This window comes from Pedobacter psychrotolerans (genome assembly GCF_004340665.1).
GTDB classification, from domain to species: domain Bacteria; phylum Bacteroidota; class Bacteroidia; order Sphingobacteriales; family Sphingobacteriaceae; genus Pedobacter; species Pedobacter psychrotolerans.
This window is the reverse complement of the sequence record NZ_SLWO01000008.1, coordinates 186,234-210,854: the sequence shown is the minus strand read 5'-3', so window position 1 is coordinate 210,854 and position 24,621 is coordinate 186,234. Positions and strand designations below refer to the sequence as shown.

General features: G+C 36.0%; 18 protein-coding genes. 9 read left to right on the top strand and 9 right to left on the bottom strand.

Going from position 1 to position 24,621, the window contains the following annotated elements:
• Nucleotides 1-7: 7 nt before the first annotated feature.
• The gene (locus tag EV200_RS19180) at nt 8-988 is read right to left on the bottom strand and encodes a glycoside hydrolase family 43 protein (RefSeq protein WP_132535599.1); all 981 of its coding nucleotides are present in this window, start codon (nt 986-988) and stop codon (nt 8-10) included.
• A 140-nt stretch (nt 989-1,128) separates the two neighbouring features.
• Complete coding sequence (locus EV200_RS19175; protein ID WP_132535597.1) at nt 1,129-2,499, bottom strand: dipeptidase; 1,371 nt, start codon at nt 2,497-2,499, stop codon at nt 1,129-1,131.
• Nucleotides 2,500-2,752: 253 nt separating this feature from the next.
• Between EV200_RS19175 and EV200_RS19170 the strand changes: the two genes are divergently transcribed.
• On the top strand, nt 2,753-3,727 hold the full coding sequence (locus EV200_RS19170; RefSeq protein WP_132535595.1) for an SGNH/GDSL hydrolase family protein: 975 nt from the start codon (nt 2,753-2,755) through the stop codon (nt 3,725-3,727).
• 35 nt (nt 3,728-3,762) lie between these two features.
• Here the strand turns inward: EV200_RS19170 and EV200_RS19165 are convergent, their stop codons facing one another.
• The gene (locus EV200_RS19165; protein ID WP_132535593.1) at nt 3,763-4,086 is read right to left on the bottom strand and encodes a DUF493 family protein; all 324 of its coding nucleotides are present in this window, start codon (nt 4,084-4,086) and stop codon (nt 3,763-3,765) included.
• Between the two features lie 447 nt (nt 4,087-4,533).
• On the opposite strand from EV200_RS19165, the gene EV200_RS19160 reads away from it, so the two are divergent.
• From EV200_RS19160 to EV200_RS19150, 3 genes are all read left to right on the top strand, one after another.
• Complete coding sequence (locus EV200_RS19160; RefSeq protein ID WP_132535679.1) at nt 4,534-6,831, top strand: ATP-dependent helicase; 2,298 nt, start codon at nt 4,534-4,536, stop codon at nt 6,829-6,831.
• A gap of 220 nt (nt 6,832-7,051) precedes the next feature.
• Nucleotides 7,052-10,591 carry a chromosome segregation protein SMC gene (gene smc, locus EV200_RS19155; protein WP_132535591.1) on the top strand — a complete coding sequence of 1,180 codons (3,540 nt, stop codon included), beginning with the start codon at nt 7,052-7,054 and terminating at the stop codon, nt 10,589-10,591.
• A 96-nt stretch (nt 10,592-10,687) separates the two neighbouring features.
• Nucleotides 10,688-11,662, top strand: a complete 975-nt coding sequence (locus EV200_RS19150) for a M28 family peptidase (RefSeq protein WP_132535589.1) — start codon at nt 10,688-10,690, stop codon at nt 11,660-11,662.
• Nucleotides 11,663-11,665: 3 nt separating this feature from the next.
• Here EV200_RS19150 and rsmG read toward each other — a convergent pair whose 3' ends face one another.
• Nucleotides 11,666-12,301: a 16S rRNA (guanine(527)-N(7))-methyltransferase RsmG gene (gene rsmG / locus EV200_RS19145; RefSeq protein WP_132535587.1), complete on the bottom strand. Its 636-nt coding sequence runs from the start codon at nt 12,299-12,301 to the stop codon at nt 11,666-11,668.
• Between the two features lie 24 nt (nt 12,302-12,325).
• On the bottom strand, nt 12,326-13,453 hold the full coding sequence (locus EV200_RS19140) for a glycosyltransferase (RefSeq protein ID WP_229676869.1): 1,128 nt from the start codon (nt 13,451-13,453) through the stop codon (nt 12,326-12,328).
• A 227-nt stretch (nt 13,454-13,680) separates the two neighbouring features.
• Between EV200_RS19140 and tgt the strand changes: the two genes are divergently transcribed.
• From tgt to EV200_RS19115, 5 genes are all read left to right on the top strand, one after another.
• Nucleotides 13,681-14,811: a tRNA guanosine(34) transglycosylase Tgt gene (gene tgt, locus EV200_RS19135; RefSeq protein WP_132535585.1), complete on the top strand. Its 1,131-nt coding sequence runs from the start codon at nt 13,681-13,683 to the stop codon at nt 14,809-14,811.
• 2 nt (nt 14,812-14,813) lie between these two features.
• Nucleotides 14,814-15,917: an LptF/LptG family permease gene (locus EV200_RS19130; RefSeq protein ID WP_132535583.1), complete on the top strand. Its 1,104-nt coding sequence runs from the start codon at nt 14,814-14,816 to the stop codon at nt 15,915-15,917.
• 2 nt (nt 15,918-15,919) lie between these two features.
• Nucleotides 15,920-16,798 carry a DMT family transporter gene (locus tag EV200_RS19125; protein WP_132535581.1) on the top strand — a complete coding sequence of 293 codons (879 nt, stop codon included), beginning with the start codon at nt 15,920-15,922 and terminating at the stop codon, nt 16,796-16,798.
• A gap of 1,322 nt (nt 16,799-18,120) precedes the next feature.
• A complete protein-coding gene (locus EV200_RS19120) occupies nt 18,121-20,925 on the top strand; it encodes a TolB family protein (protein ID WP_132535579.1) in 2,805 nt (934 codons plus the stop codon).
• Nucleotides 20,926-20,928: 3 nt separating this feature from the next.
• Nucleotides 20,929-21,210 carry a DUF1049 domain-containing protein gene (locus EV200_RS19115; protein WP_132535577.1) on the top strand — a complete coding sequence of 94 codons (282 nt, stop codon included), beginning with the start codon at nt 20,929-20,931 and terminating at the stop codon, nt 21,208-21,210.
• A 157-nt stretch (nt 21,211-21,367) separates the two neighbouring features.
• On the opposite strand, the gene EV200_RS19110 is transcribed toward EV200_RS19115, so the two are convergent.
• The 4 genes from EV200_RS19110 to EV200_RS19095 all read right to left on the bottom strand — a co-directional run bounded on the left by EV200_RS19110 (nt 21,368) and on the right by EV200_RS19095 (nt 24,558).
• The gene (locus EV200_RS19110) at nt 21,368-21,664 is read right to left on the bottom strand and encodes a hypothetical protein (RefSeq protein ID WP_132535575.1); all 297 of its coding nucleotides are present in this window, start codon (nt 21,662-21,664) and stop codon (nt 21,368-21,370) included.
• Nucleotides 21,665-21,748: 84 nt separating this feature from the next.
• Entirely contained in the window at nt 21,749-22,468 is a 720-nt protein-coding gene (locus EV200_RS19105) for a pirin family protein (protein WP_132535573.1), read from the bottom strand.
• Between the two features lie 385 nt (nt 22,469-22,853).
• Complete coding sequence (locus EV200_RS19100) at nt 22,854-24,020, bottom strand: trans-sulfuration enzyme family protein (protein WP_132535571.1); 1,167 nt, start codon at nt 24,018-24,020, stop codon at nt 22,854-22,856.
• Between the two features lie 121 nt (nt 24,021-24,141).
• Entirely contained in the window at nt 24,142-24,558 is a 417-nt protein-coding gene (locus EV200_RS19095) for an OsmC family protein (RefSeq protein WP_132535568.1), read from the bottom strand.
• Nucleotides 24,559-24,621 lie beyond the last annotated feature (63 nt).

Sequence of the window (24,621 nt, the reverse complement as noted above, 5' to 3'; positions counted from 1 at the left end):
CCAAAACTTATTTTACTTTTTGAGCCTTTACCCCTTCGTTGGTAATTACAACAGGTAAAATCATTCCGTTGGCATCAAATTTCATCTCGTCTATACAGGTAACACGATGGTTTCCATCAGTTTCTGTTAATGGGCGACGGTGATAAACAATATGATAAGTACCCTTTTTCTCATTAATAATAACAGAATGATGCCCGGCTCCTGTTGCAATTGATGGATCTTGTTTTAATATTTTGCCAATTCTTTTAAACGGTCCGAAAGGGGAATCACCTACTGCATAAGCTACAGAATAATCGGGGCCAGTCCATCCACCTTCACTCCACATGAAATAATACTTTCCATTTCTGATGAACATATATGGTCCTTCAACATAGTTGTCTGGCGTAATTTCTTTAAAAATTTTTCCATCTTCAAATGGTAGGAAGCCACTAAAATCTTTATTGAGTTTAGCAATATTACAGTGTTTCCAGCCACCATATATCAGGTAATACTGGCCGTCTTTATCTTTGAAAACGAATTGATCTATGGGTTGTGCGCCATTATGAAATTTATCTACTAAAGGTTTTCCAAGATGATCTTTGTATGGTCCTTCCGGCCGATCTGCTACGGCTACGCCAATACCTCCAATTTCCTGATCGCTCTGGATATCATTGGCTCCAAAAAACAAATAGTATTTTTTATCTTTTTGAACGATAGCTGGTGCCCACATGGCTTTGTTCGCCCATTTAACTGCTGAAGTATCTAAAATATGATCATGTTTTTTCCAGGTGATCAAGTCATCTGATGAAAATGCATCCATAAAAACCTGCTCTTTATACTTAGCAGAATAAGTTGGATATACCCAATATTTATTATTGAAAATAGTGGCATCAGGATCTGCATACCAACCCTTAAAAATTGGATTACCGGATTGCTTAATCGTTTTAGTAGATTGAGCAAAAGAAGCAAAGCCTGCTAAAAGTAAAAGAGATGAGATTGAATATTTCATGGGTACAATGTAAAAAATATTTATTTGGAAATGATTAAAGTTAAAATATTTTAGTTTGATACTCACAGCGAGTAAAAAAAAAAGAGGTAGAAATCATTCAGTTTATGAATGGCCGCTACCTCCAAATCTATTAAAAAAAATTATTTACTTAATTCAGCAAAATATTTGTGAAATAAGGGAAGCGTCTCTATACCTTTATAGTAGTTATAAATATCATACTTTTCATTTGGAGAGTGTAATGCATCGCTGTCCAAGCCAAAGCCAAAAAGTACCGATTTAATACCCAATACATCTTCAAATAAGGCAACAATTGGAATACTTCCTCCACCACGTGTTGGAATGGCCTTTTTACCAAAGCTATCTTCTATTGCTTTTTCAGCAGCCTGATAAGCTATGCTATCCGTTGGCGTAACAACAGGTTCGCCACCATGATGAGGCGTAACCTTAACCTTTACATTTTTAGGGGCAATGCTTTCAAAGTGTTTAGTAAAAATTTCTGCTATCTCTTCTGAACTTTGATTAGGTACCAAACGCATAGAAATTTTAGCATTGGCCTTGCTCGGTAACACTGTTTTTGCACCTTCACCAATATAACCACTCCAAATTCCATTTACTTCTAACGTTGGGCGTGTGCCTGTCCGTTCTAAAGTAGAATAGCCTTTTTCACCCCAAACTTCTGCAATATCAAGATCCTTTGTATACTCTGCTTCATCGTACGGTGCTGAATTTAAAGCTTGCTTTTCTTCAGCTGTCAACTCTACCACCTGATCATAGAATGCAGGAATGGTGATGTGATTATTTTCATCATGCAAGGAAGCAATCATTTTACAAAGAATAGTTGCCGGGTTGGCTACTGCACCACCGTAAACACCTGAGTGTAAATCTCTATTCGGACCAACTACTTCCACTTCCATGTAAGCCAAACCACGCAAACCAGTTTCAATAGAAGGGTGTTCCATGCTGATCATTGACGTATCAGAAATTAAAACGACATCTGCTTTTAAACGATCTGCATTTTCTTTAACAAAAATACCAAGGTTTGCAGAACCAACTTCTTCTTCACCTTCAATCATAAATTTAACATTGCAGGCCAGCGTATTGGTTTCCATCATTAATTCAAAAGCTTTCACATGCATATAGAATTGGCCCTTATCATCGCAGGCACCACGAGCATAAATTTTGCCATCACGAATGGTTGGTTCAAACGGTGGTGTATGCCAAAGTTCTAAAGGATCTGCTGGTTGTACATCATAATGACCATAAATTAAAACAGTAGGCAATGAAGAATCAATTATTTTTTCGCCATATACTATCGGATAACCTGCTGTAGCACAAATTTCTACATTTTCTGCACCTGCATCTTTTAGTTTCTGAGCTACATAATCGGCAGTTTTTAAAACATCACCTTTATATTTTGGGTCGGCACTTACCGATGGGAAACGCAACAATTCAAACAACTCATCTAAAAAGCGTTGTTTGTGCGTTTCTACATAATTTTTAATCTCTTGCATAACAAAATTAATTTGGGCAAATATAAGGTTTTAACATAAAAGGCATATTCAAATAAAAATTGGGCTAAAAGCTTTATCTAAATTGATAAGATAAGGACTACATTTTTAGTCATTTAGGAGTTAACTTAAACAGGTAGAAGATTAGATTTATCCACCCTTAAAAATTTTACATTCATAAATCGTTTTAATTCATTTTTATGTAAATTGCAGCCCTAATAGATATCTTTAAAATCAACCAGAATGATCATTTGTAATGAAATTTAACGCAAGATTAATTTCTTTTCTGCTGCTGATTTTTTCTTTAAGTATCTCCGGTGTTGTATATTCACAAACCCCGTCTCGCGTAAGTTGCCCTGAAGCTGCCCAATTTTATGCTAAAGATAGTATCAATATTGTAACTTTTGGTGCCAGTACAATTGAAGGGGTTGGTGGAGTAGGTTTTCAGAATATGCTTAAAAATAATTTTGAAAACTGTTACGTTAATAAGGTTGTCGACATTACTAATCAAGGTATTGGCGGTCAGACTACCTTTCAAGGATTACTCAGAATTGATAATGCAATTAAAGACCGTACAGGTTTTATTGTAATTTCGATGGGTATTAATGATGCAATTGCAATCAGTAATGGAAAGGGAAGTTTAGCAGAATCAGAGGCTAACATGCGCCAGTTAATAACCATTAGCTTAAAGCAAAAACTGGTTCCAATTTTATGCACACTACAAAATGTAGACGATAGGAACAATTCACCCTTAGTTACTACAAATGCAAATATCAGAGCCTTAAATGCAATTTACAGACGTTTAGTAGCTGAATACAAGATTTATCTGGCAGATATAAACGCGTCGATGAGACGAGATTTCACCCTTTATCAGGATGCTTTTCACCCGAACGCACGAGGCTATAGGCTGATCAGTTATGTGATATTTGATGCAATTAATAAGGCAATATTTGATAAGTTTTTAATGTTTGTGGTTACCCAAAACTACCCGAACCCAGCTGCTTCCCAAACCTATTTAGATATTGTTTTACCTGAAACCGATAAAATCAACCTACAGGTTTTTGATTTAATGGGTCGCCTGGTTAAAACGGTTGTAAATGAATATTTGAACACCGGTAAGCATACGCTTGAAATTAATACTGCCTCTTTTGTTCCGGGTGTTTATTTTTTCAAAATCACATCAGATTCAGGTCAGTATAATGTGGCTAAAAAGTTTATTGTAGCGCGGTAAATTTTGCTGATCATCTACTTTTCCAAAATACATCTTTAAAGTACCATAATACCTTTAATAGTTGCTGTTTGTTTATAGATTGAAATAACCTCATCAGCATTTTGCATTTGCTTCTTCACTGTAATGGAAACATATTTACCAGTTTTAGAAGGCTGTTCGATAAACTCATCCTGAGGTAAAACCTTCCGCAACTCCTCTATTTTGTCTAATCCCCCGGTAATAATAAACTTAAAATTGTATATGCCTGGAAACTGCTCAACACTTTCTAATTTCTCTTTTAAATTCGCATAGGCATCTGTAGTCGAACCCTCCGGGATATCCGTATAAGCTATATCTTTATTTATTTTTTTATCTTCCATAACGAAGGCATATCAAATTCTATTCCTAAATAAGAATTTATTTATTAGTCACAATTTATTTTACAAAGTAAGTAAAATGAGATTATAGATAAGCTTCATGAGCTTATATTTTCTTATATTACTTATTTAGTACATTATTAGAAGAAAGCTGGATGATTATCCAATTTATTTTAACACATAAGATTCATGTAAGCCCCATGAGCTTATGTTTTCTTACATTCCTTAAATGGTAAATTAATAATGAAAACTGGACTATTATCAATTTATTTTAACACATAAGATCTATGAACTTATATTTTCTTACCTTCCTTATATAGTACATTAATAAATTTCATCCTAAAATCTACTGAAATGGTGCATAAACGCAAATGATGAACTAATTACCAACACCTCCCAAAAAAAGAAATGAAAATTGTTATTTTTGAACTTCAAAAAACAGGAGCCGATTTGAATTATTTAGAAGGATTAAACCCCCAGCAAAGAGCAGCAGTAGAGAACACGAAAGGACCGGTAATGATTGTTGCTGGTGCCGGATCGGGCAAAACCAGAGTGATTACGTTTAGGGTTGCTCATTTGATCCAAACCGGAACCGATCCTTTTAACATCCTGGTTTTAACCTTTACCAACAAAGCCAGTAAAGATATGCGTGAGCGGATTGGTAAAGTGGTTGGTACTGAGGCGAAAAACATCTGGATGGGTACTTTTCACTCCGTTTTTGCAAAGATTTTACGTGTAGAGGCTGAAAAGATAGGTTATCCAAGTAATTTCACCATTTACGATACGGACGATAGTAAAAGCGTTATCCGTGCCATTTTGAAAGAAATGCAGCTCGATGATAAATTATATGCCGCAAATTTCGTTTTTGGTAGAATTTCTTCAGCAAAAAATAACCTGATCTCATGGGGAGAATATCAAGCCAATGATCAGATTCAGGCAGAAGATATTCAAAATAAACGTCCGCTGATTGGTCAGATTTATGAACAATATGCCAAGCGTTGTTTCCGTGCCGGCGCCATGGATTTTGATGATTTACTCTTTAAGACTAATATTCTTTTAAAAGAACATCCTGATGTTTTAAATAAATACCAGCAAAAGTTCAGGTATTTAATGGTAGATGAGTACCAGGATACAAACTTTTCGCAATATACCATTGTAAAAAAACTGGCCGCAGCTTATCAGAATATCTGTGTGGTTGGTGATGATGCACAGAGTATTTATGCTTTTCGTGGGGCAAACATTCAGAACATTTTAAACTTTGAACGCGATTATCCGGATTTAAAGGTCTATAAATTAGAACAAAATTACCGCTCTACACAAAATATAGTTGATGCTGCGAGTAGTATCATCGCTAATAATAAAAATCAGCTAGAAAAAAATGTTTTCTCCGAAAATGCTGAAGGCGACAGGATTAAAGTTTCCCGTGCTTTTACAGATAATGAAGAAGGTAAACTGGTGGCAGAATCCATCATCCAGGAACGCGGTTTAAAAGGCTATAAACATAGTGATTTTGCCATTTTATACCGTACGAATGCGCAGAGCAGGGCGATGGAGGAAGGTTTACGTAAGCTAAATATTCCATATAAAATTTATGGTGGACAGTCTTTCTACCAACGTAAAGAAGTTAAAGATTTAATTGCTTACTTCCGTTTAACCTTTAATCCAAAAGATGAAGAAGCCATTAAAAGGGTAATCAACTATCCAAAACGTGGAATTGGAGATACCTCTATTGATAAAATTATTGTAGCCGCCGCTCAGAATAATATTACGATGTGGGATGTCATTTCCAATGCACATCAATACGTAGATGGACGTTTAGCCAACCAGCTGAATGATTTTTCTATGATGATTCAAAGCTTTCAGGCTGAAGCTAAAAAGTTAGATGCTTATGATTCTGCCTTGTTTATTGCGCAACATGCCGGAATTTTAAAAGAACTGTATACGGATGATAGTGTAGAAGGCCGCTCCAGATATGAGAACATCCAGGAGTTGTTGAATGGTATAAAAGAGTTTGCTGAACGTGAAGATATAGAAGAAAAAGGTCTGGATATTTTTATGCAGGACGTGGCACTCTTAACCAATGATGATAAAGACGGCGATAAAAACAAGGACACTGTTTCATTAATGACGATTCACTCGGCAAAAGGTCTGGAGTTTAAAAACGTATTTATTGTTGGTTTGGAGGAAAACCTTTTCCCATCTCAAATGTCGGTAAACTCCCGCTCCGATCTGGAAGAAGAGCGACGCTTATTTTATGTAGCCATTACACGTGCAGAGGTAAAACTGACCATCACTTATGCAACATCCCGATATCGTTGGGGAACATTGACCAATTGTGAACCAAGTCGTTTTATCAATGAAATTAATCCAAGATTTTTGGAATTGGATGTTAAACCTGCCAAAAGCAATGTCTTGGAAGGTAATTTTGATGATGAGCGTAAAACCTGGACTTCTCAACCGCGTGATTTCTACAGTAAACCAAAGCCTGCAAGTACTACCTCTGCCCCACCGCCTCGTCCAAAAACGACATCGCTATTGGCTAAAGCCCACGTACCAACACCTGGATTTACTCCCTCTCAACCACATGAATTTCAAGGTGGTATGGAGGTAGAACATGAAAAATTTGGTTTCGGCAAAATTATCAGCCTGGAAGGCGCTTTACCTGATGTGAAAGCTACCGTATTTTTTCAGGGATTGGGTAATAAGCAATTGTTGCTGAAGTTTGCCAAATTGATGATAGTGAGGTAAAAAAGAGAGAGCCTCACGCCGTCAGCGTTACTGCATTTTGGGCTTCTTGAGTTCAAACCACTTCACCTTAAAACCCTCTCCCCCGGAGAGGGCACCTACAACATATGCCTACCATCTATCTTTCATAGGGTGAGGCTTAATTGCAGTTAAATCTAAGTCATGCCTTGAAAAACCCCAAAATTATCCTTATTATTGAATACGGTTCGCCCGATTCAAAACCATGCAACTTACTAGGTTAGAAATTAAAGGTTTCAAGAGCTTTGGCGACAAAGTGACCATCAATTTTAATGAGGGGGTTACGGCTATTGTAGGCCCGAATGGTTGTGGAAAATCCAACGTAATTGATGCCATGCGCTGGGTTTTAGGCGAGCAAAGTACTAAAGCTTTACGCTCCGAAAAGATGGAAAACATCATCTTTAATGGAACAAAAAATCGTAAACAGGCACAATTGGCTGAAGTTTCATTAAGCTTTGACAATACAAAAAATATCCTCCCAACGGCTTATTCGCAAGTTACCGTTACCCGAAAATTATATCGAAATGGAGATAGTGAATATCGGCTAAATGATGTTCAATGCCGTTTAAAAGATATTACGGATTTATTTCTGGATACGGGAATCGGATCAGACAGCTATTCGATTATTGAGTTGAAAATGGTTGATGAGATCATTACCAATAAGGAGCATAGCCGCAGATCTTTATTCGAAGAGGCATCTGGCATTTCCAAATACAAGTTACGTAAGAAGCAAACTTTCAATAAATTAAAAGATACTGAAACTGATTTGGAACGCGTGGAAGATTTGCTGTTTGAAATCGAAAAGAACTTAAAAACGTTAGAGAGTCAGGCAAAAAAAGCAGAACGTTACTATAAGTTAAAAGAACAGTATCGTGAACTGAGCATTCAATTGGCTACCCATAGAATTGCCTTTTTTCGCACAGACCTTGATGCATTAGAAAGTCAGGAACAAAATCAGCAGGTAAGCAGGTCAGAACTGAGTACCAAAATCGATCAGCAGGAAGCTGAATTGCAAAAGCTTAAGTTAGGCAGCATTAATCAGGAGAAAAATCTTTCCATACAACAAAAGGCAACCAATGAACTGATCTCCAAAATTCGTGCTTATGAAAGTGAAAAGAAGGTAAAGAACGAGCAGATGCGGTTCTTGCAGGAAAAAGAAACCCGTTTAGCTGGTGAGCTTGAGAAAGACAAAAATCAACTTAATCATATCAAATACAATATCAAGCGTTTAAATGAAGAGGTTTTAATAGAAACAGAGGTTTTTAATCGTTTGGAAGCTGATTTAAAGTCACTAAAATTAACACTTGATACTTTAAGGGAACAGCAACAAACTGAGAAAAATAGAACTGATCGTCTGATTAAATCACTTGGTGAGTTGCAAAATCAAGTTTACCAATCGCAAAAAGAAATCGATATCCTCAACATTCAAAAAGATGCCTTGGTACAGGAAACCAATAGAAATGAGGGAGATGCAGAAACTAAAACACTCGAGCTAAAAGCCTTTGATCATGCCTTAGCAGAACTTGACATCCAGATTTCGGAAAAGCAGCGTAACATCAAACAGTTTAAAGAAGCTGAAGAAATCCTTAAAGAAAAACTGGCGGCATCAGAAATTACGTTAGCATCAAACAAAGAAAAACTTACTGCTGAGAACCGTAAAAAAGACGCTAAACAAAATGAATATAATTTAACCAAATCACTCGTAGATAGTTTAGAAGGTTATCCTGAATCGATTCGTTTTCTAAAAAAAAATAATAGCTTTTCAAAAAATGCTTTACTCCTTTCTGATATCTTGTTTTGTGATGAAGATTATCGGATAGCGATAGAAAATTACCTGGAACCGGTAATGAACCATTACGTGGTTGATGAGTATATAGATGCCGTTCAGGCTATAAATTTATTAACAGATTCCAGCCGCGGTCGTGCAAATTTTTTCGTATTGGAAAATGTCCCAGATAAAAATCCTGTTTTTACACCACACGAAGGATTAGTTCCGGCACTTTCGGTAATCGATGTAGATAAAAAGTATCAAAAACTTTGCAACCTACTGTTGCAAAATGTGTATCTGGCTGTTTCAGAGCAGGAACAAATTTTCAGAGAAAGTTCTGCTGAAAGCCTAACTATCCTCGCTAAAAACGGAAAATACGCACAAAGCAGATTCACACTATCTGGTGGATCAGTAGGTTTATTTGAGGGAAAGCGTATTGGGCGAGTTAAAAATCTAGAGAATTTAGCCAAAGAAATTAAGGCTTCTGAATCACTGATCAATCGGTATACAGAAGTCATTAATGCAGAAACGAATCAAATTTTCAATCTTAAAGAAGCTTCAAAACTAAATGAGATCAATACTTTGCAGCAGGAATTGAATCGTTTTAGCAATGAACAAATTTCAGTTCAAACCAGGCGTGACCAATATCAGGAATTTATCACCACCAGCGAAAACCGGAAAACAGATATTGCTCAAAAAATCGCTTCCATTGAAAAATCCCTTGAAGAAAAGTTACCCGCATTAGTTGAATTACAGCAAAAACAACAACAGGAACACCTTAATTTGCAGGAACAGCAATTGAATTATCAGGAACTTGCGGATCAGGTAAACGAGTCTGCAAGCAAATATAATCAAGATAATATCCGCTTTCATCAACAGCAAAACAAGCTGGCTGGCCTCGAAAAAGATTTAGATTATCGCTTTGTCCAGGAAGAAGCACTGGATAAAAGAATAGCACAAAATGATCAGGAACTGCAGGAAACATTAGCACAAATTACAGCCACTTTACAACATACTGATTTAAGTGATGATACACTTTTAGAAATGTATCAACAGCGTGAAGACATGGAAAAAGGCCTTGCTGACGTAGAAAAAGAATATTTTGAAAGCAAAGGCACCATCAATAATTTAGAAGGAAACATTACAGTTATTCGTAAAAATCGTGAAGAAACTGATTTTTTATTAACGGAAATCAAAGATAAAAAGAATACACTGAAGATAGACCTCAATTCATTAAAGGAAAGACTAGCAGTAGAATTTAACATTGATATCAACGACCTTCTGGAAACGGAAACTGCTGTAGAAACATTGGAAAGTGAGTTTGAAATCAGGCAGAAAGTAGAAAAAATGAAACGCCAGCTGGATGAATTTGGAGCAATAAATTCGATGGCAATGGAAGCGTTTAAAGAAATGGAAGAACGTTATGTCTTTATCCAGGATCAAAAAAGGGACTTAAACACGGCCAAAACAGACCTTTTACAAACCATCAAAGAAATTGACGATACAGCCAAAGAAAAATTCATGCAGGCCTTCACCAAGGCTCGCGAGCATTTTATAGTTGTTTTTCGTTCGCTGTTTAATGAAGAAGACAGTTGCGATTTGATTTTATCTGATATAAATAATCCATTAGAGGCTGATATTGATATTATTGCCCGTCCAAAAGGCAAAAGACCATTATCCATCAATCAGCTATCAGGTGGTGAAAAAACCCTTACTGCAACAGCACTGTTATTTTCCCTCTATCTTTTAAAACCTGCTCCATTCTGTATTTTCGATGAGGTAGATGCGCCTTTAGATGATACGAACATCGATAAATTCAACAATATTATCCGCAAATTTTCAGATCAGTCGCAGTTCATTATTGTTTCGCATAACAAACGTACCATTGCTAGTACGGATATCATTTACGGGGTAACCATGGTCGAACAAGGCGTTTCTAGGGTTGTAGCGGTAGATTTGAGGGAAGTAGCCGCTTAATAAAAAGCCTTTTTCAAACTATAAGGTTTTTTTAGAAACAATATTATAATTTAAATACCTTTATACTTCTTGGTTTTAATTACGAAAAGAACAACTATGAAAATCCTATATATTATTCCTTTAGCCATGATGCTCAGCTGCTGTTCGTCGGTTAAAAATCAAACGACCACTGGCTCAGGAAAATTAGATGCACAATTACTTAAAGATGTAGAAATTCTATCATCTGATGCCTATCAAGGCAGAAAAACAGGCACCAAAGGCGCTGAAATGGCAAGGGCTTACATTATTGAGCGTTTTCAGAAACTAGGATTAAAATCCTACCCCCAAAATGTCAACTACGCACAGGAATTTACTTTCAATTCCAGAAGTGGAACAAAGATCAACGGTACCAATGTAATTGGCTATATTCCTGGAAAAGGCAAAAATGTGATTGTAGTATCTGCCCATTATGATCATTTAGGTGTGATTAAAGAAGAAGTATTTAACGGTGCTGACGATAATGCTTCGGGAACGGCAGGATTACTGAAGATTGCAGCATACTTCTCGAAAAACCAACCCAATAACACCATCATTTTCGCCTCATTTGATGCAGAGGAAATGGGATTACAAGGTGCCAAAGCTTTTGTAGCAAATCCACCCGTACCAGTTGGTTCAATTGCTGTAAACTTAAATATGGATATGATTGGCCATAGTGAAAAAGCTGAACTTTATGTTTGTGGTACATTCAGGTATCCCGCACTAAAAAAATATGTAGATACAACCAGAAAAGATATCAAAGTTATTTTAGGTCATGATGACCCGAAACTTGGCCACGATGACTGGACAAATCAAAGCGATCAGGGCGCATTTAATGCCAAAAACATTCCATTTCTTTATTTTGGCGTGGAAGATCATAAAGATTACCACAAGGCAACAGATGAGTATTCAACCATTACAAAACAATTCTTTAGCGATGCGGCAAATACTGTATTGGAAGTAGTAAAAAATATAGATACACAATCGGGCCTCCAACAATCATTGAAAGATAAAATGATAATGATGGATCAACCTAAAAGGAAAGAAAAGCTTTAATACCTATTGCGGTACGTAAACCACATATTTGGTTTCAAAAAAATCTTCTTCAAAATAAGCTGAAAGCGGATATAATTCTGCTTTCAGTTTTGATTCCTTGATCTCCTCATCCAAATCGCCACCTTTTAAGTACAAAATTCCATTCGGAATGGCATTTATCGCATCCTTTTTAAATTTCCCTTGAATCCATGGATAAAATTCACCTAAACGGGTAACCGCTCTCGAAACCACAAAGTTGAATTTTTCTTTGATTTGCTCTGCCCTCAAATGGTCTGCCCTTAAATTCTCTAAACCTAAAGCAGAAGCCACTTCTTTCACCACCTTAATCTTCTTGCCAATAGAGTCTACCAGGTAAAATTCTGTATCAGGAAACAAAATCGCTAATGGAATGCCTGGAAAGCCTCCTCCTGTACCTACATCTAAAACAGATTCGCCAGCTCTAAAAGTGCAAACTTTTGCTATTCCCAGAGAATGTAAAACATGGCGTTCATAAAGCTCTTCAATATCTTTTCTTGAAATCACATTAATTTGCGCATTCCAGTAAACATATAAATCAAATAATTGCGAAAACTGATCAATTTGTTTCGCATTCAGATCTGGAAAGTACTTTAAAATGAGATCTGGTTTTACATCAGCCATATGGTAATTTTTTTATAGTTAAATCTATTTCCAATTCACTTTTTTCGGGCCAAACATGGCAAAAAATCCGTTCAGTATTAAGAACAAGAACAAAAGTATATCTAATATTGGGAACCACCAACGCAAATCCCCATAGTTTAATCGCTTCAATAACTTCGGATAAATTAAACTCCTGATGATAATGCTCAATAAAAGTATACCTCCTGCTATATATGGTGATTCCCTACCTAAAAACATGCTTGCAACAAAAAAGCCGTAAAATAAAAATTGAAAAATAATTTGCAGGCTTAAAATAAACTTATGTTTTGCCTGATACATTTTACCTGCACCAAAATGACGCTTTTTTTGTTTCAGGTAGCCACTCCAGGTACGATTTGGTTGGCTCCATACATGGCTATCCTGATGAAAGCGAATAGCCGTATTAAACCGGTTAGCATTGGCATTTACAAACAAGTCATCATCACCAGAAGGGATATGCATGTGTGCCGCAAATCCTTTATTTTTAAAAAACAATGTCTTTTTGTAAGCCATATTCCGGCCTACGCCCATATAGGGCATTCCTTTTAATGCAAATGAAAGGTAATTAACAGCAGTAAAAAAAGTCTCGAAACGAATCAGGGCATTCAACAAACCACGTTTTTTTAAATATGGGGAATAGCCTAAAACAATTTCGATATTTTCGTCTTCAGGCTGTTGCATATTCATCAACCATTGATCTGATCCTGGAGTGCAATCTGCGTCCGTAAAAACCAGCCATTCATATTTAGCTGCCTTTATCCCCATGGTTACTGCAAATTTTTTCCCGGCCAGAAACTTATCGTTATCCAAAATTTTAACCACTTTCAGGTTGCTGTATATTTTCTCCATTTGTTCCAGAAACTCTTCAGTTCCATCCCAGGAGCGATCATTAACGACCACCACTTCATATTCTGGATAGTTTTGAGTCATTAAAGTTGGTAGATATTCACTTAGATTTTTGATTTCGTTTCTCGCACAAACAATCACACTTAGGGGCTTTCTGGCTATAAATGGAATTTCTTCCACCGCAGCATTAGCCAGCTTTAAGTGCACAAATAAGACAAAATAAAGTTGAACTAAAAGGCAAAAAGCCAATATGGAAAGCAGAATAATTTCAGGTAAGGTTAAGATCACGATGATAAAATAAATAGGCGCAAATTTCCTATTTTAAATCTGCAATATCCCTGATGTTGAAAAAAACATTCTAAATATTATTTCAGCCTCATAGAAGATATGTTTGACAATACCTCAATTTAGATTTCTGATACAGAAAACCAGTTCAACATTATTGTTTAATTTAAGCCATTAAACTAAACAACAGTATATGTAGCTGTGGTAAATTTGTTACTTTTGCATCCTATATGAAATTTACTTTACAGGCAAACGATCCTTTATCAAAAGCCAGAGCCGGGACTGTTACTACTGCCCATGGCGAAATACAAACTCCTATCTTTATGCCTGTTGGCACGGCCGGAACAGTAAAAGCTGTTCACCAGCGCGAGCTTAAAGACGATATAGATGCTAAAATTATTTTAGGTAATACTTATCATTTATACCTGAGACCAGGTTTAGATATATTGGAGACAGCAGGCGGCTTGCATAAATTTATCGGCTGGGATCGCCCGATTTTAACTGATAGCGGTGGTTATCAGGTATATTCTTTAAGTAAAGTACGCAAAATTAAAGAAGAGGGTGTTACTTTTCATTCCCATATAGATGGATCAAAACATCTCTTTACGCCTGAATATGCAATGGACATTCAGCGCACTATTGGTGCTGATATTATCATGGCTTTTGATGAGTGTACGCCATATCCCTGCGATTATACCTATGCATCGCAATCTATTAAAATGACGCACCGCTGGTTGAAACGTTGTTGCACGCATTTTGATAATACTGAACCTAAATATGGTTTTGATCAAACGTTGTTCCCCATTGTACAAGGATCTGTATATAAAGATTTGAGGATCAAATCTGCTGAGTTTATAGCCAGCATGAACCGTGAAGGGAATGCTATCGGTGGCTTATCTGTGGGTGAGCCTGCTGAAGAAATGTATGCCATGACCGAAGTGGTCTGCGATATCTTACCATATGAAAAACCACGTTATTTAATGGGGGTTGGAACACCTATTAATATATTAGAAAACATCGCATTAGGTGTTGATATGTTTGATTGCGTTATGCCAACAAGAAATGCCAGAAATGGAATGCTTTTCACTAGAAATGGCATTATTAATATCAGAAATAAAAAGTGGGAAAATGACTTTTCTCCACTTGATGCTGAAAGTGACTTACATGCTGACCTGGTGACCAGTAAAGCTTATTTGAGGCATTTGGTGCATAGCAAAGAAATGCTTGGCGCACAAATTGCGACATTACACAACCTACACTTTTATTTATGGTTGGTTAAGCAAGCCAGAGAGAAAATAATTTCTGGTGAGTTTTACGACTGGAAAAATAAAATGGTGAAGGTTTTAGGCCAAAAATTATAAGCATGAGTCTGTTAAAAGGAAAGATAAAAATAATTGACCAATATATTATTGGAAAATACCTGGGTACATTTATATATACCCTGGCCATTTTCGTAATCATCATTGTCGTATTTGATCTATCCGAAAAAATGGATGATTTTATGAAAAGTGGCCTCAGTTTCTGGGGCATTCTTTCTAAATACTACGCTGGTTCTATTCCTTTTTATGTGAACATGCTATCGCCGCTGATTAACTTTATTGCCGTTATTTTCTTTACGGCTAAGATGGCTGATCAAACAGAAATTGTACCTATTTTAAGCGGGGGCGTTAGTTTCAACAGGTTCTTATTGCCTTACTTCGTTTCTGCAACGGTTATATTTGCAGCTAACCTCGGCTCTAATCTTTACGTTTTACCTTACACCAATACTTTAAAAAATAGTTTTGAGAACACTTACGTTAAGCGTAATGACCCTTCTACGAAAACGAATATCCACATGAAACTGGATGACAAAACTTACATCTATATTGAAAGTTTTGATAATAAAACCAATTATGGATATAGATTTTCATTAGACAATTTTAATGGAGATGTATTGGTTAAAAAGATTGTTGCTGACAACATCAAATGGGATTCTACGAAGAGGAAATGGCAACTCAGTAATTACTCTATTCGTAAAATTGACGGCTTAAAAGAGTCGATGATTTACGGCAACGGCAAATTAAAAGACACCATTTTAGATATGCGCCCTGATGACTTTTCAGCATACGCAAATGTGGTTCAAAATCTTTCAACAAGTGAGTTGGCAGACAAAATCCGTAAGGAAAAAGTCAGAGGAACAGGTATCATGAACGACCTGGAGTTTGAGCAGTATAAACGTTTCTTACACCCACTTTCTGCCTACATTTTAACCTTAATCGGAGTCGCACTTTCCTCACGTAAGGTACGTGGTGGTGTTGGCGTTTCCTTGGGGATTGGCATCTTTATTAGCTTCGCCTACATTGTGTTTAATCAGTTCACACAAATGTTTTCTACCAAAGGTGGATTACCACCGGTTGTGGCAGTGATATCCCCTACTATTGCATTTGGTTTACTCGGTATCTACCTGTTAAAACGGGCGCCAAAATAGGAATGGAGCAAACCAAGAAAAACTTACTTATCCTTCATTTTACTGTACTCATCTGGGGCTTTACCGGTGTGCTTGGCAAAGTAATTTCAATCGATGCAGTACCATTGGTTTGGTACAGAGTTTTAATTGCGACATCAACACTTTTAGCGTGGTTTCTGATCACAAAAAAGAACATTAAGATTTCAAAAAAGCAGTTTTTACAGTTCTTTTTTACAGGTGCCATTGTAGCCATTCACTGGATATTTTTCTTCCATGCCATTAAGGTTTCTACAGTTTCAGTTACCTTAGTATGTCTCTCCTCTTTCACTTTATTTACTGCAATTTTAGAACCTTTAATTAAAAAGCAACCCATTCAAATGGGTGATATTTTAATTGGATTGATCATTATTTTAGGCATCTATATGATCTTTAAATTTGAAGGTCAATATACTTTAGGTATCATTTTCGGATTGCTTGCAGCCGTTGCATCGAGTCTTTTCTCCACCATTAATTCAACCTTGGTTCAAAAAAGTGAGCCATCTATTATTGGTTTTTATGAATTGGTTGGTGGACTTTTCTGGATCACCTTGTACCGTTTATATGATGGATCACTGATCAATTCTTCCTTCAACCTGAATATAAATGACTGGATTTATATTGGTATTTTAGGCACACTTTGCACCTCTGTTGCTTATGTTGCAGGCGTATCTGTCATGAGAACATTATCAGCTTTCAGAGTGGCTTTGGTTACTAATCTTGAACCTGTATATGGCATCCTTTTAGCTTTTATTTTCTTTAAAGATAGAGAGCAAATGACAGCTGGATTTTACGTTGGTGCAGCTATTATTTTAAGTGCTATTTTTCTATATCCAATCTACAAAAAAAGGAAAAATAAACTTTAATTTTTCGACACCAAATTCAGGACAAAACTGGCACGAATTGCCAACATCACCCATACTATTTAGTCGCATTTATTTTGTAATAGATTGAGCTTTCTTACAATAGATTGTATTGCATTAATACCTTGATAAAACAACCTATTTCAGGTGCCTTAAAACCAGAATTTCATACTTAAAATAATCTTAAAAAAGATAAGATTATCAGTGGTAATTGAGCATATAAAATATGTTTCAAAGCGATTAGTAGGACGCTATTTTCTTCACGTTTGGTGGGTGATAATTATAGATAAGCATCACCAATTTAACATAAATAATCCGTTAGAGATCTTACAATTTATCTCCTTCTGCAGTAGAAATAGGAATTATTTAGTGATAATCGCTGTATCATAATTTATTTCCCTAGCACAAAATACACCACCCATATACACTATATAAAACACTGATTAAAAGATACTTAACACACAATAAAACACATAAGTTATAATTTATCATAAAAAATAAAAATTTATAAAAGACAGGCGAATATCCACAGGAAATACAATTAACAGACTAAAATAGCGCCTCGTATTGGATGATTTCTGATCAAATTCATACGAAATTGCGATATAAACGATGATGCTATCAAAGAATAATTCTTAAGTTCAAACCAAAAAATGCACTTCATTATTTAATATTTTAGCCAGAGATCAAATGAAAAGCCTGGTACTTAACTTTTAATATTATAGGTATGATCAGCTGATCAAAACGTGTATGATCGGATCAACGAATACATCTAAATCAAATATGCCATAATGACACTAATTTTATATATTGATGTTGCTGCTGGTTTCTTCAGTACTTGTTTAAAATGAAAGATTATTTCTCCATTAGGATTAATAAACGCTCAGTGGCTATATGCACAAACCGCTAATTATTTAGCTCACGTTAATATTCAAAAACCGATTAAAAGTGTTTTTACTCATAATTTTCATAGCGCTAAATCCATAAAATCTAAATCCAGCCTTTTACTGTTCTATATAAATAAATAATAATTGTGTGCACATCACTCAATCTGAAAATAAAAACCGGAAAAAATATTACCCTTAAATGGATTAATAAGTGTAATTTAAGGCACTAAATTAAGTGCTATGAAAACGCTTAAATTCACGTAAACAAATCCTCTCATAACGTTGATTAAGAATCATAAATTCCTAAAATATTAGATTTAAATAAATATCATAACAAACTGAAAATCAATAAAAATAAAACCACAACATAAAGTCATAATAAATAAAAAATATCAATTAGAAAAACTATAAAACTAATTATTTTAGCAAATCCCTATAATGATCTTTTATAAACCAAACAAAAAACTAATTATCAGATACTTAATATCAATATCATTAAGTATTATTTCATATCCTGTTTTTGGACAAATCTTCAGCACAGCACAGAACCCACTTAGTGTACATTGGAACTATATCCAATCAGGAGGTTTTAAAATTATCTATCCAAAGGAACTGGAAAAGGAAGCGCAAAGAATGGCTAACACCCTACCCTATATTTATCCAAAGGTTGGCCAAAGTTTAAATCGGCAAACCACTGCTATTCCCCTACTTCTTCAAAATCAAGGAACCGTTGCCAATGGCTTTGTTCAGCTAGGTCCGAAGAAATCTGAATTTTACACCACACCACCTCAATATTTTGACAGTCAGGATTGGCTCAATAATTTAGCGGTTCATGAGTTAAGACACATTGCACAGTTTGACAAATTGACAGGAAGCAAAAAACATCCCTTTCCTGAACTGGTTTACTTTGCTTACTTTGGGGCTGGCATTCCAACCTGGTTTTTTGAAGGCGATGCTGTAGTTAATGAAACGGCATTGACTGAATCAGGCCGAGGCCGTCAGCCCAATTGGATCATGCCTTATCGGGCAGCAATTTTAGAAGGCAAAAGATTCTCTTACAGCAAAGCCTATTTTGGTTCGAATAAAGATGTTACTCCAGGATATTATCAAACCGGATATCTAATGGTAGCAGACATGAAAGAAAAATTTGGTCAGTTCATTTCTGATAGCCTACTTGCTGATATTAGCAACCGACCGTTAAGGCTCTATCCTTTTTCAAAAAGTTTAAAAAAATACACTGGTCAAAACACCAATAAATACTTCCTGACCACACAAGAAAAACTAAAAAAAAACTGGGCCACTCAACAAGATTTTTTATCGACTGAAAACTATACATCGCTTAATAAAAAAACATCGCTGGCAACCAATTATTTTCTCCCCGTAAGATTGAATAAAAATCAGATTTTTGCACTGAAAGAAAGCAAGCAAGAAGCGCGACATTTTATTGTAATTAATCACGATCAATCTGAACAAAAATTATTTGGAATTGGTTACCAGGAACAACCTTGGTTTAGTCTGAAAAACAACATTCTAGTTTGGGATGAAATTCGTTACGACCCAAGATACAAACAGAGAAGCTATAGCTTGATTTGCACCTATAATATGATGACCAGGAAATTCAAAAAACTGAGTAGTCAAAGCCGCCTCTTCTCCCCCACCCTTTCTGATGATGGAAAGAAAATTGTAGCGGTAAAAGTTGAATTAAATAATCAATTCAATCTTGTTGAAATTGATGCAAGTTCGGGTAAGATTTTAAAAACCATCCCAAACCCTGATAATGAAATTCTGCAGACACCTTGCTTTGATCAAACCGGAAATCTGATTGCTTACATCAGTGTTACCGAAAAAGGAAAAAGCCTTTGGGTGGTAGATGGAGAGAAAAAGAAACCACTGATTTTAAATAGTAGACAGCAATTGAGCAGACCAATTTTTATTGGCAATAAAATTGCCTTCAACGCACACCTCAATGGCATTGATAACATTTACACCATAGACACTGTTTCAAAAAATATAAGCGCTTTAAGTGCGTCAAGATATGGAGCTTTTAATCCTACTGAAAGTGACAATGGAAAAATTACTTTCAATGATTACAAAGTGAATGGATATGAAATTGCAGAAGAAATGATTTCTGAAAAACCTGTGGGGGGAAACGGGTTTGTGGATTTTTCTGCAGCTGCAGAAAAACAAGAAAATACCGGCAACGTTTTTAATCAAATTCCAGACACTGCTTTCCAATCCAAACGCTACCGGCAAGGCTTAAATCTTTTTAGTTTCCACAGTGTGATTCCGGTTATTGATAACGAATATGTTTTCGGATTGGAACTACAATCTAATAATTTATTAAACACCATGGACTTTTATACGGGTGCAAAATACCATCGGGATTTGAAGCGTTTTGAATACACCGCAGACATTAGCTATAAGGCACTTTATCCCGTATTGAGTGTTCTCTATCGCAACAGACCAAAAAGAACGTTCTATCGATCTAAAAATGTAATTCAGCAAGGCGATTGGAGAGAGAACTATATCAAGCTTAATGCATCACTTCCATTATCATTCAATGCAAGAAATCAAAACTATTCTTTTACACTAAATGCCGCTACAAGTTTTACGCAACGTTATCAACCAGAAAATATGCCCGTCAATTTTATAACGGCATTAAAATTTCCAATGGAATATAATTTTACTTTCAATCATAGTGCGAGAACTACCGAAAGAGACATTGCGCCGAAGTGGGCACAGACCTTAAGGGTAACCTACAACCATCAGCCTTTTGATAAAAATCTTGGTGGTGAGATTATGGCTTTAGAAAGTTTCTTATATTTTCCGGGCTTTGCAAAAAACCATTCCTTCCTTGCTAGTTTCAATTACCAAAAAGCAACTGGTGTAAATCAATATGCAACAGAAATTGCAACGGTTTATGGTTACAACAACATCCTTGCAAAAAGTAAGCTACAGAACAGCATGCTTTTTAATTACAAATTTCCATTTGCATTTCCAGACTGGGAATTGGGGCCGCTTGCTTACGTTAGGAATTTTAGAGCTGGTTTATTTTCACACTACGAAAACATTGGTAAAGACACGAATATAGGTCAACCAAAAACTTATGGCATAGAATTAAATAGTAGTTTAAACATTTTACGGTATCAACCTGTTGTTGATATTGGAACAAGATTGGTATTTGTTAACAAGATTTACAATCAAAATCCGATATTAGAGTTTTCATTTACTTATAGCTTTTAACCCATGAACGGAAAAACCATATTTATTATCATCCTAACAGCATTACTTACTGCTTTTTTATTTTTAAATAGCGATGAAGTAGCATTTAATTTTATTGTAGTGGATGGCGTGTTCGTCTCCAAATTACTTGTTATAGGCGTTTGTGTCATCATTGGTTTTATCATCGGCTTTATTGTAGGTCGTCCTAAAAAAACCGTTAGCAGTTATGATAATGAAATTGAAAGAAACCAAACCATTTCTACAAAAAAAGAACTGAGTGATGAAGACAGGGAATATATAAGCTAGAATGGTGTGATTTAAGATCAGGTTGGCAACTGCAAAAATCTTCAGAGTTTAAGATCAAAGTAAATTTGATAATCTTAAGTATTGCGAATGCATGGGCAAAAGTCTATGTAAAGACATTTGTCCAGGAAAAAATCTAGAACCTATCATCATATTAATCCTAATTCATGGCAGTCATAATTTCTCCATAAAGCAAACCACTTCCACCACCATAGTGCTGAATAATTTTGATACCTGGCTTAATCGAATCAAATTTTGATTTTAAAGCCTGTTCGCATTCATGATTGATGCCATTACCAAGCAAAACCAGATCAATAGACTGTTCATTAAAAACTGAAATCGCTTCTTCATCTGTACAAACGCAAATACCCTTCCATTCTGGCCGGGCATTAAGTAAGCGATTCATGACGATGGTAATTTCTGTATCTCTGCCAATGTAAAGTATCGTAGTTTGCATATTTTTAAGTTTAAAGGTTAATGTTAAAAGTTCCAGGGTTAGCCTATCGACTTATAACCTGCAACTTTTAACATGTAACTTAAATTATAATTCCATCTGAACATCCATTAGCAATACCTCAGCATCAGCTGTATTTGCTTTAAAACTGATCTGATCTGTATCCCAAATACCAATGGCATCTCTTCTGCTTAATGTTTGCCCATCAATAGTTACTTCACCATTAATGACAAAAGCATAAACACCATTTCCAGCTTTTTTGATTTTATATTCAGTTTCAAAGCTTTCATCAAATTTACCTAATGAAAACCAGGCATCCTGATGAATCCAAACATTATCATCTTCACTATTGGGAGATAAAATCTGCTGAAAGTTATTATGACGGGCAGCCACATCTAAAGCTCTTTGATCATAACGCGGCGTTACATTTTTCTTATTTGGAAATAACCAGATTTGCAATAAGTTTAATTGAACATCAGCCAAAGCATTAAATTCACTATGGCTCACGCCTGTACCTGCGCTCATCACCTGAATTTCACCTGCTTTAATCTCTGCAGTATTGCCCATGCTATCTTTATGTGCAATAGCGCCTGCTAATGGAATGGTAATGATTTCCATATTATCATGTGGGTGTGCGCCGAAACCCATTCCACCGTCAATCAAGTCATCATTTAAAACTCTTAAAACGCCAAAGTTCATTCTTTCAGGATTGTAATAATTAGCAAAGCTGAATGAGTGGTGAGCGTCTAACCATCCATGATTGGCATGGCCTCTGGTGTTTCCTTTGTACAAAATAAATTGTGACATAAATTTCCTTTCTTGTTTATGATACAAATTTACTGCAGGTTTGAACCCTGCGCATTGATGTAGGGTAAGAAAGTTTGGAAGTTGGAGGCGATGGGAATTATTAGGTTACTTTAACATTATCATCCATGGTTAGCATTCAGGTTTTTAGCAAGAACCTATTTAAATAAATCCAAAGTGGTAAGCTTTTATAAATTTGCAGCAAGCTTAAATACGTTGTCATGCTGAGGCACGAAGTATCTGTAACCGATGAAACAGATGCTTCGTGCCTCAGCATGACAGTAGATATTAAAAAGCTTGAAATAAAAAAGCAGGGCTATCATAACCAATATGCCCACTATAATTACTTTTCTATTAATTCTGAAATAAAATCAGAATAACAGATAGCTTATGCCAACGCCTGTTCGATATCTGCCAGGATATCATTGATATGCTCTAAACCAATTGACAAGCGGATAGAACCTTGCTCAATACCTACAATATTGCGCTCCTCTTCTGTTAATTTGCTATGTGTACTCGTAGCTGGATGTGTAGCAATGGAACGGGTATCTGCAAGGTTTGCAGAGATTGAAAACATTTTTAATTTATCCATGAAATTACGTGCACCTTCTACACCACCATCAACAACAATGGTTACGATACCTCCGCCCTGTTTCATTTGCTTTTTAGCAATTTCATATTGTGGATGAGATGGTAAAAATGGATATTTAACCAGTTTAATTTTTGGATGTTTCTCTAAATATTCTGCTACTTTCAAGGCATTTTCGCAATGACGATCCATCCGTACAGCTAACGTTTCTAAGCTTTTAGATAAAATCCATGCGTTAAACGGAGATAAAGCCGGACCACTATGACGGGCAAAACCGATCACCTCTGCAATCAATTCCTTATTTCCCAAGATTATACCACCTAAAACACGTCCTTGTCCATCAATGTATTTGGTAGCCGAATGGATAGAAATATGTGCACCTAATGCAATTGGCTGCTGCAAGTAAGGCGTGGCAAAACAATTATCAACCACCAGAAGCTGATTGTGTTTTTTTGCCAATTGACCAAGAAATTCCAGATCGATAATATCAATACCAGGATTGGATGGGGTTTCCACAAAAATCATTTTGGTATTTGGCTTAATGAAAGCCTCCCAATCTTGTGGCTTATCTAAATCAGCATAATCGAAGGTAACACCCCACTTAGAAAAAACATTGGTTAACAACTGGTGTGTAGATCCAAAAACAGAACGGCTGGAAACAATATGATCGCCAGCTTTTAAGAAAGCGCCGAATGTGGTAAAAATAGCCGCCATACCCGTTGCCGTAGCAAAACCATCTTCAGCACCTTCCAGCAAGCACATTTTCTCTATAAACTCTGAAGTATTGGGGTTAGAGTACCGACTGTAAACATTCCCTTCCTTTTCATTTGCAAATAATGCCCGCATTTCTTCTGCATCATCAAATTTATAACTCGAGGTAAGATAAATCGGCGCAGAGTGTTCTTTATGTAAGCTTCGTTCGGTTTGCGTGCGGATCGCTATGGTTTCAAAGTTTTCGGATTTCATTTGTTATTAGTATCAAGATTTTAGTATCAAGTATCAAGATTTTGTATAGAGTATAAATTGGCATCATGTATCGCTTCCCAGACTTGATACTTGATACTCGCTACTTTATACTTAACTCTCGCTATTTCTTTATTTCGTATGTAAAATTAATTTTTGCAGATCGGCCTAAGATATTCGACACAGAGCAATACTTATCAAAAGTAAGGGCAAGTGCACGTTCTACTTTTCCTGTGTTTAAATCACCGAACAACTCAAAGTGAATTTCAATCTCATCAAAGATGGGTGGCATCTCTTCGTCTTTTCGGGTAGCGTTGATGGCAATTTTAATATCGTCTAGCGGTTCTTTCTGCTTAGTTAACACATTCACCATATCAATTCCACTGCAACCACCCAATCCAACCAATAGCATTTCCATTGGCCTGAAACCTTTGCCCTCGCCACCAATAGCAGCTTTTGCATCTAATTCTACAGTAAAACCGCTTTCGTTTTCTGCTTCAAAATTAAATTTCCCGCTTTTGCGGATGAGATTTATATTCATTTGTTAGTATCGAGTATTGGTATCAAGTATCAAGACTAATTTTGCTTTAGTCTTTCCGCTTTA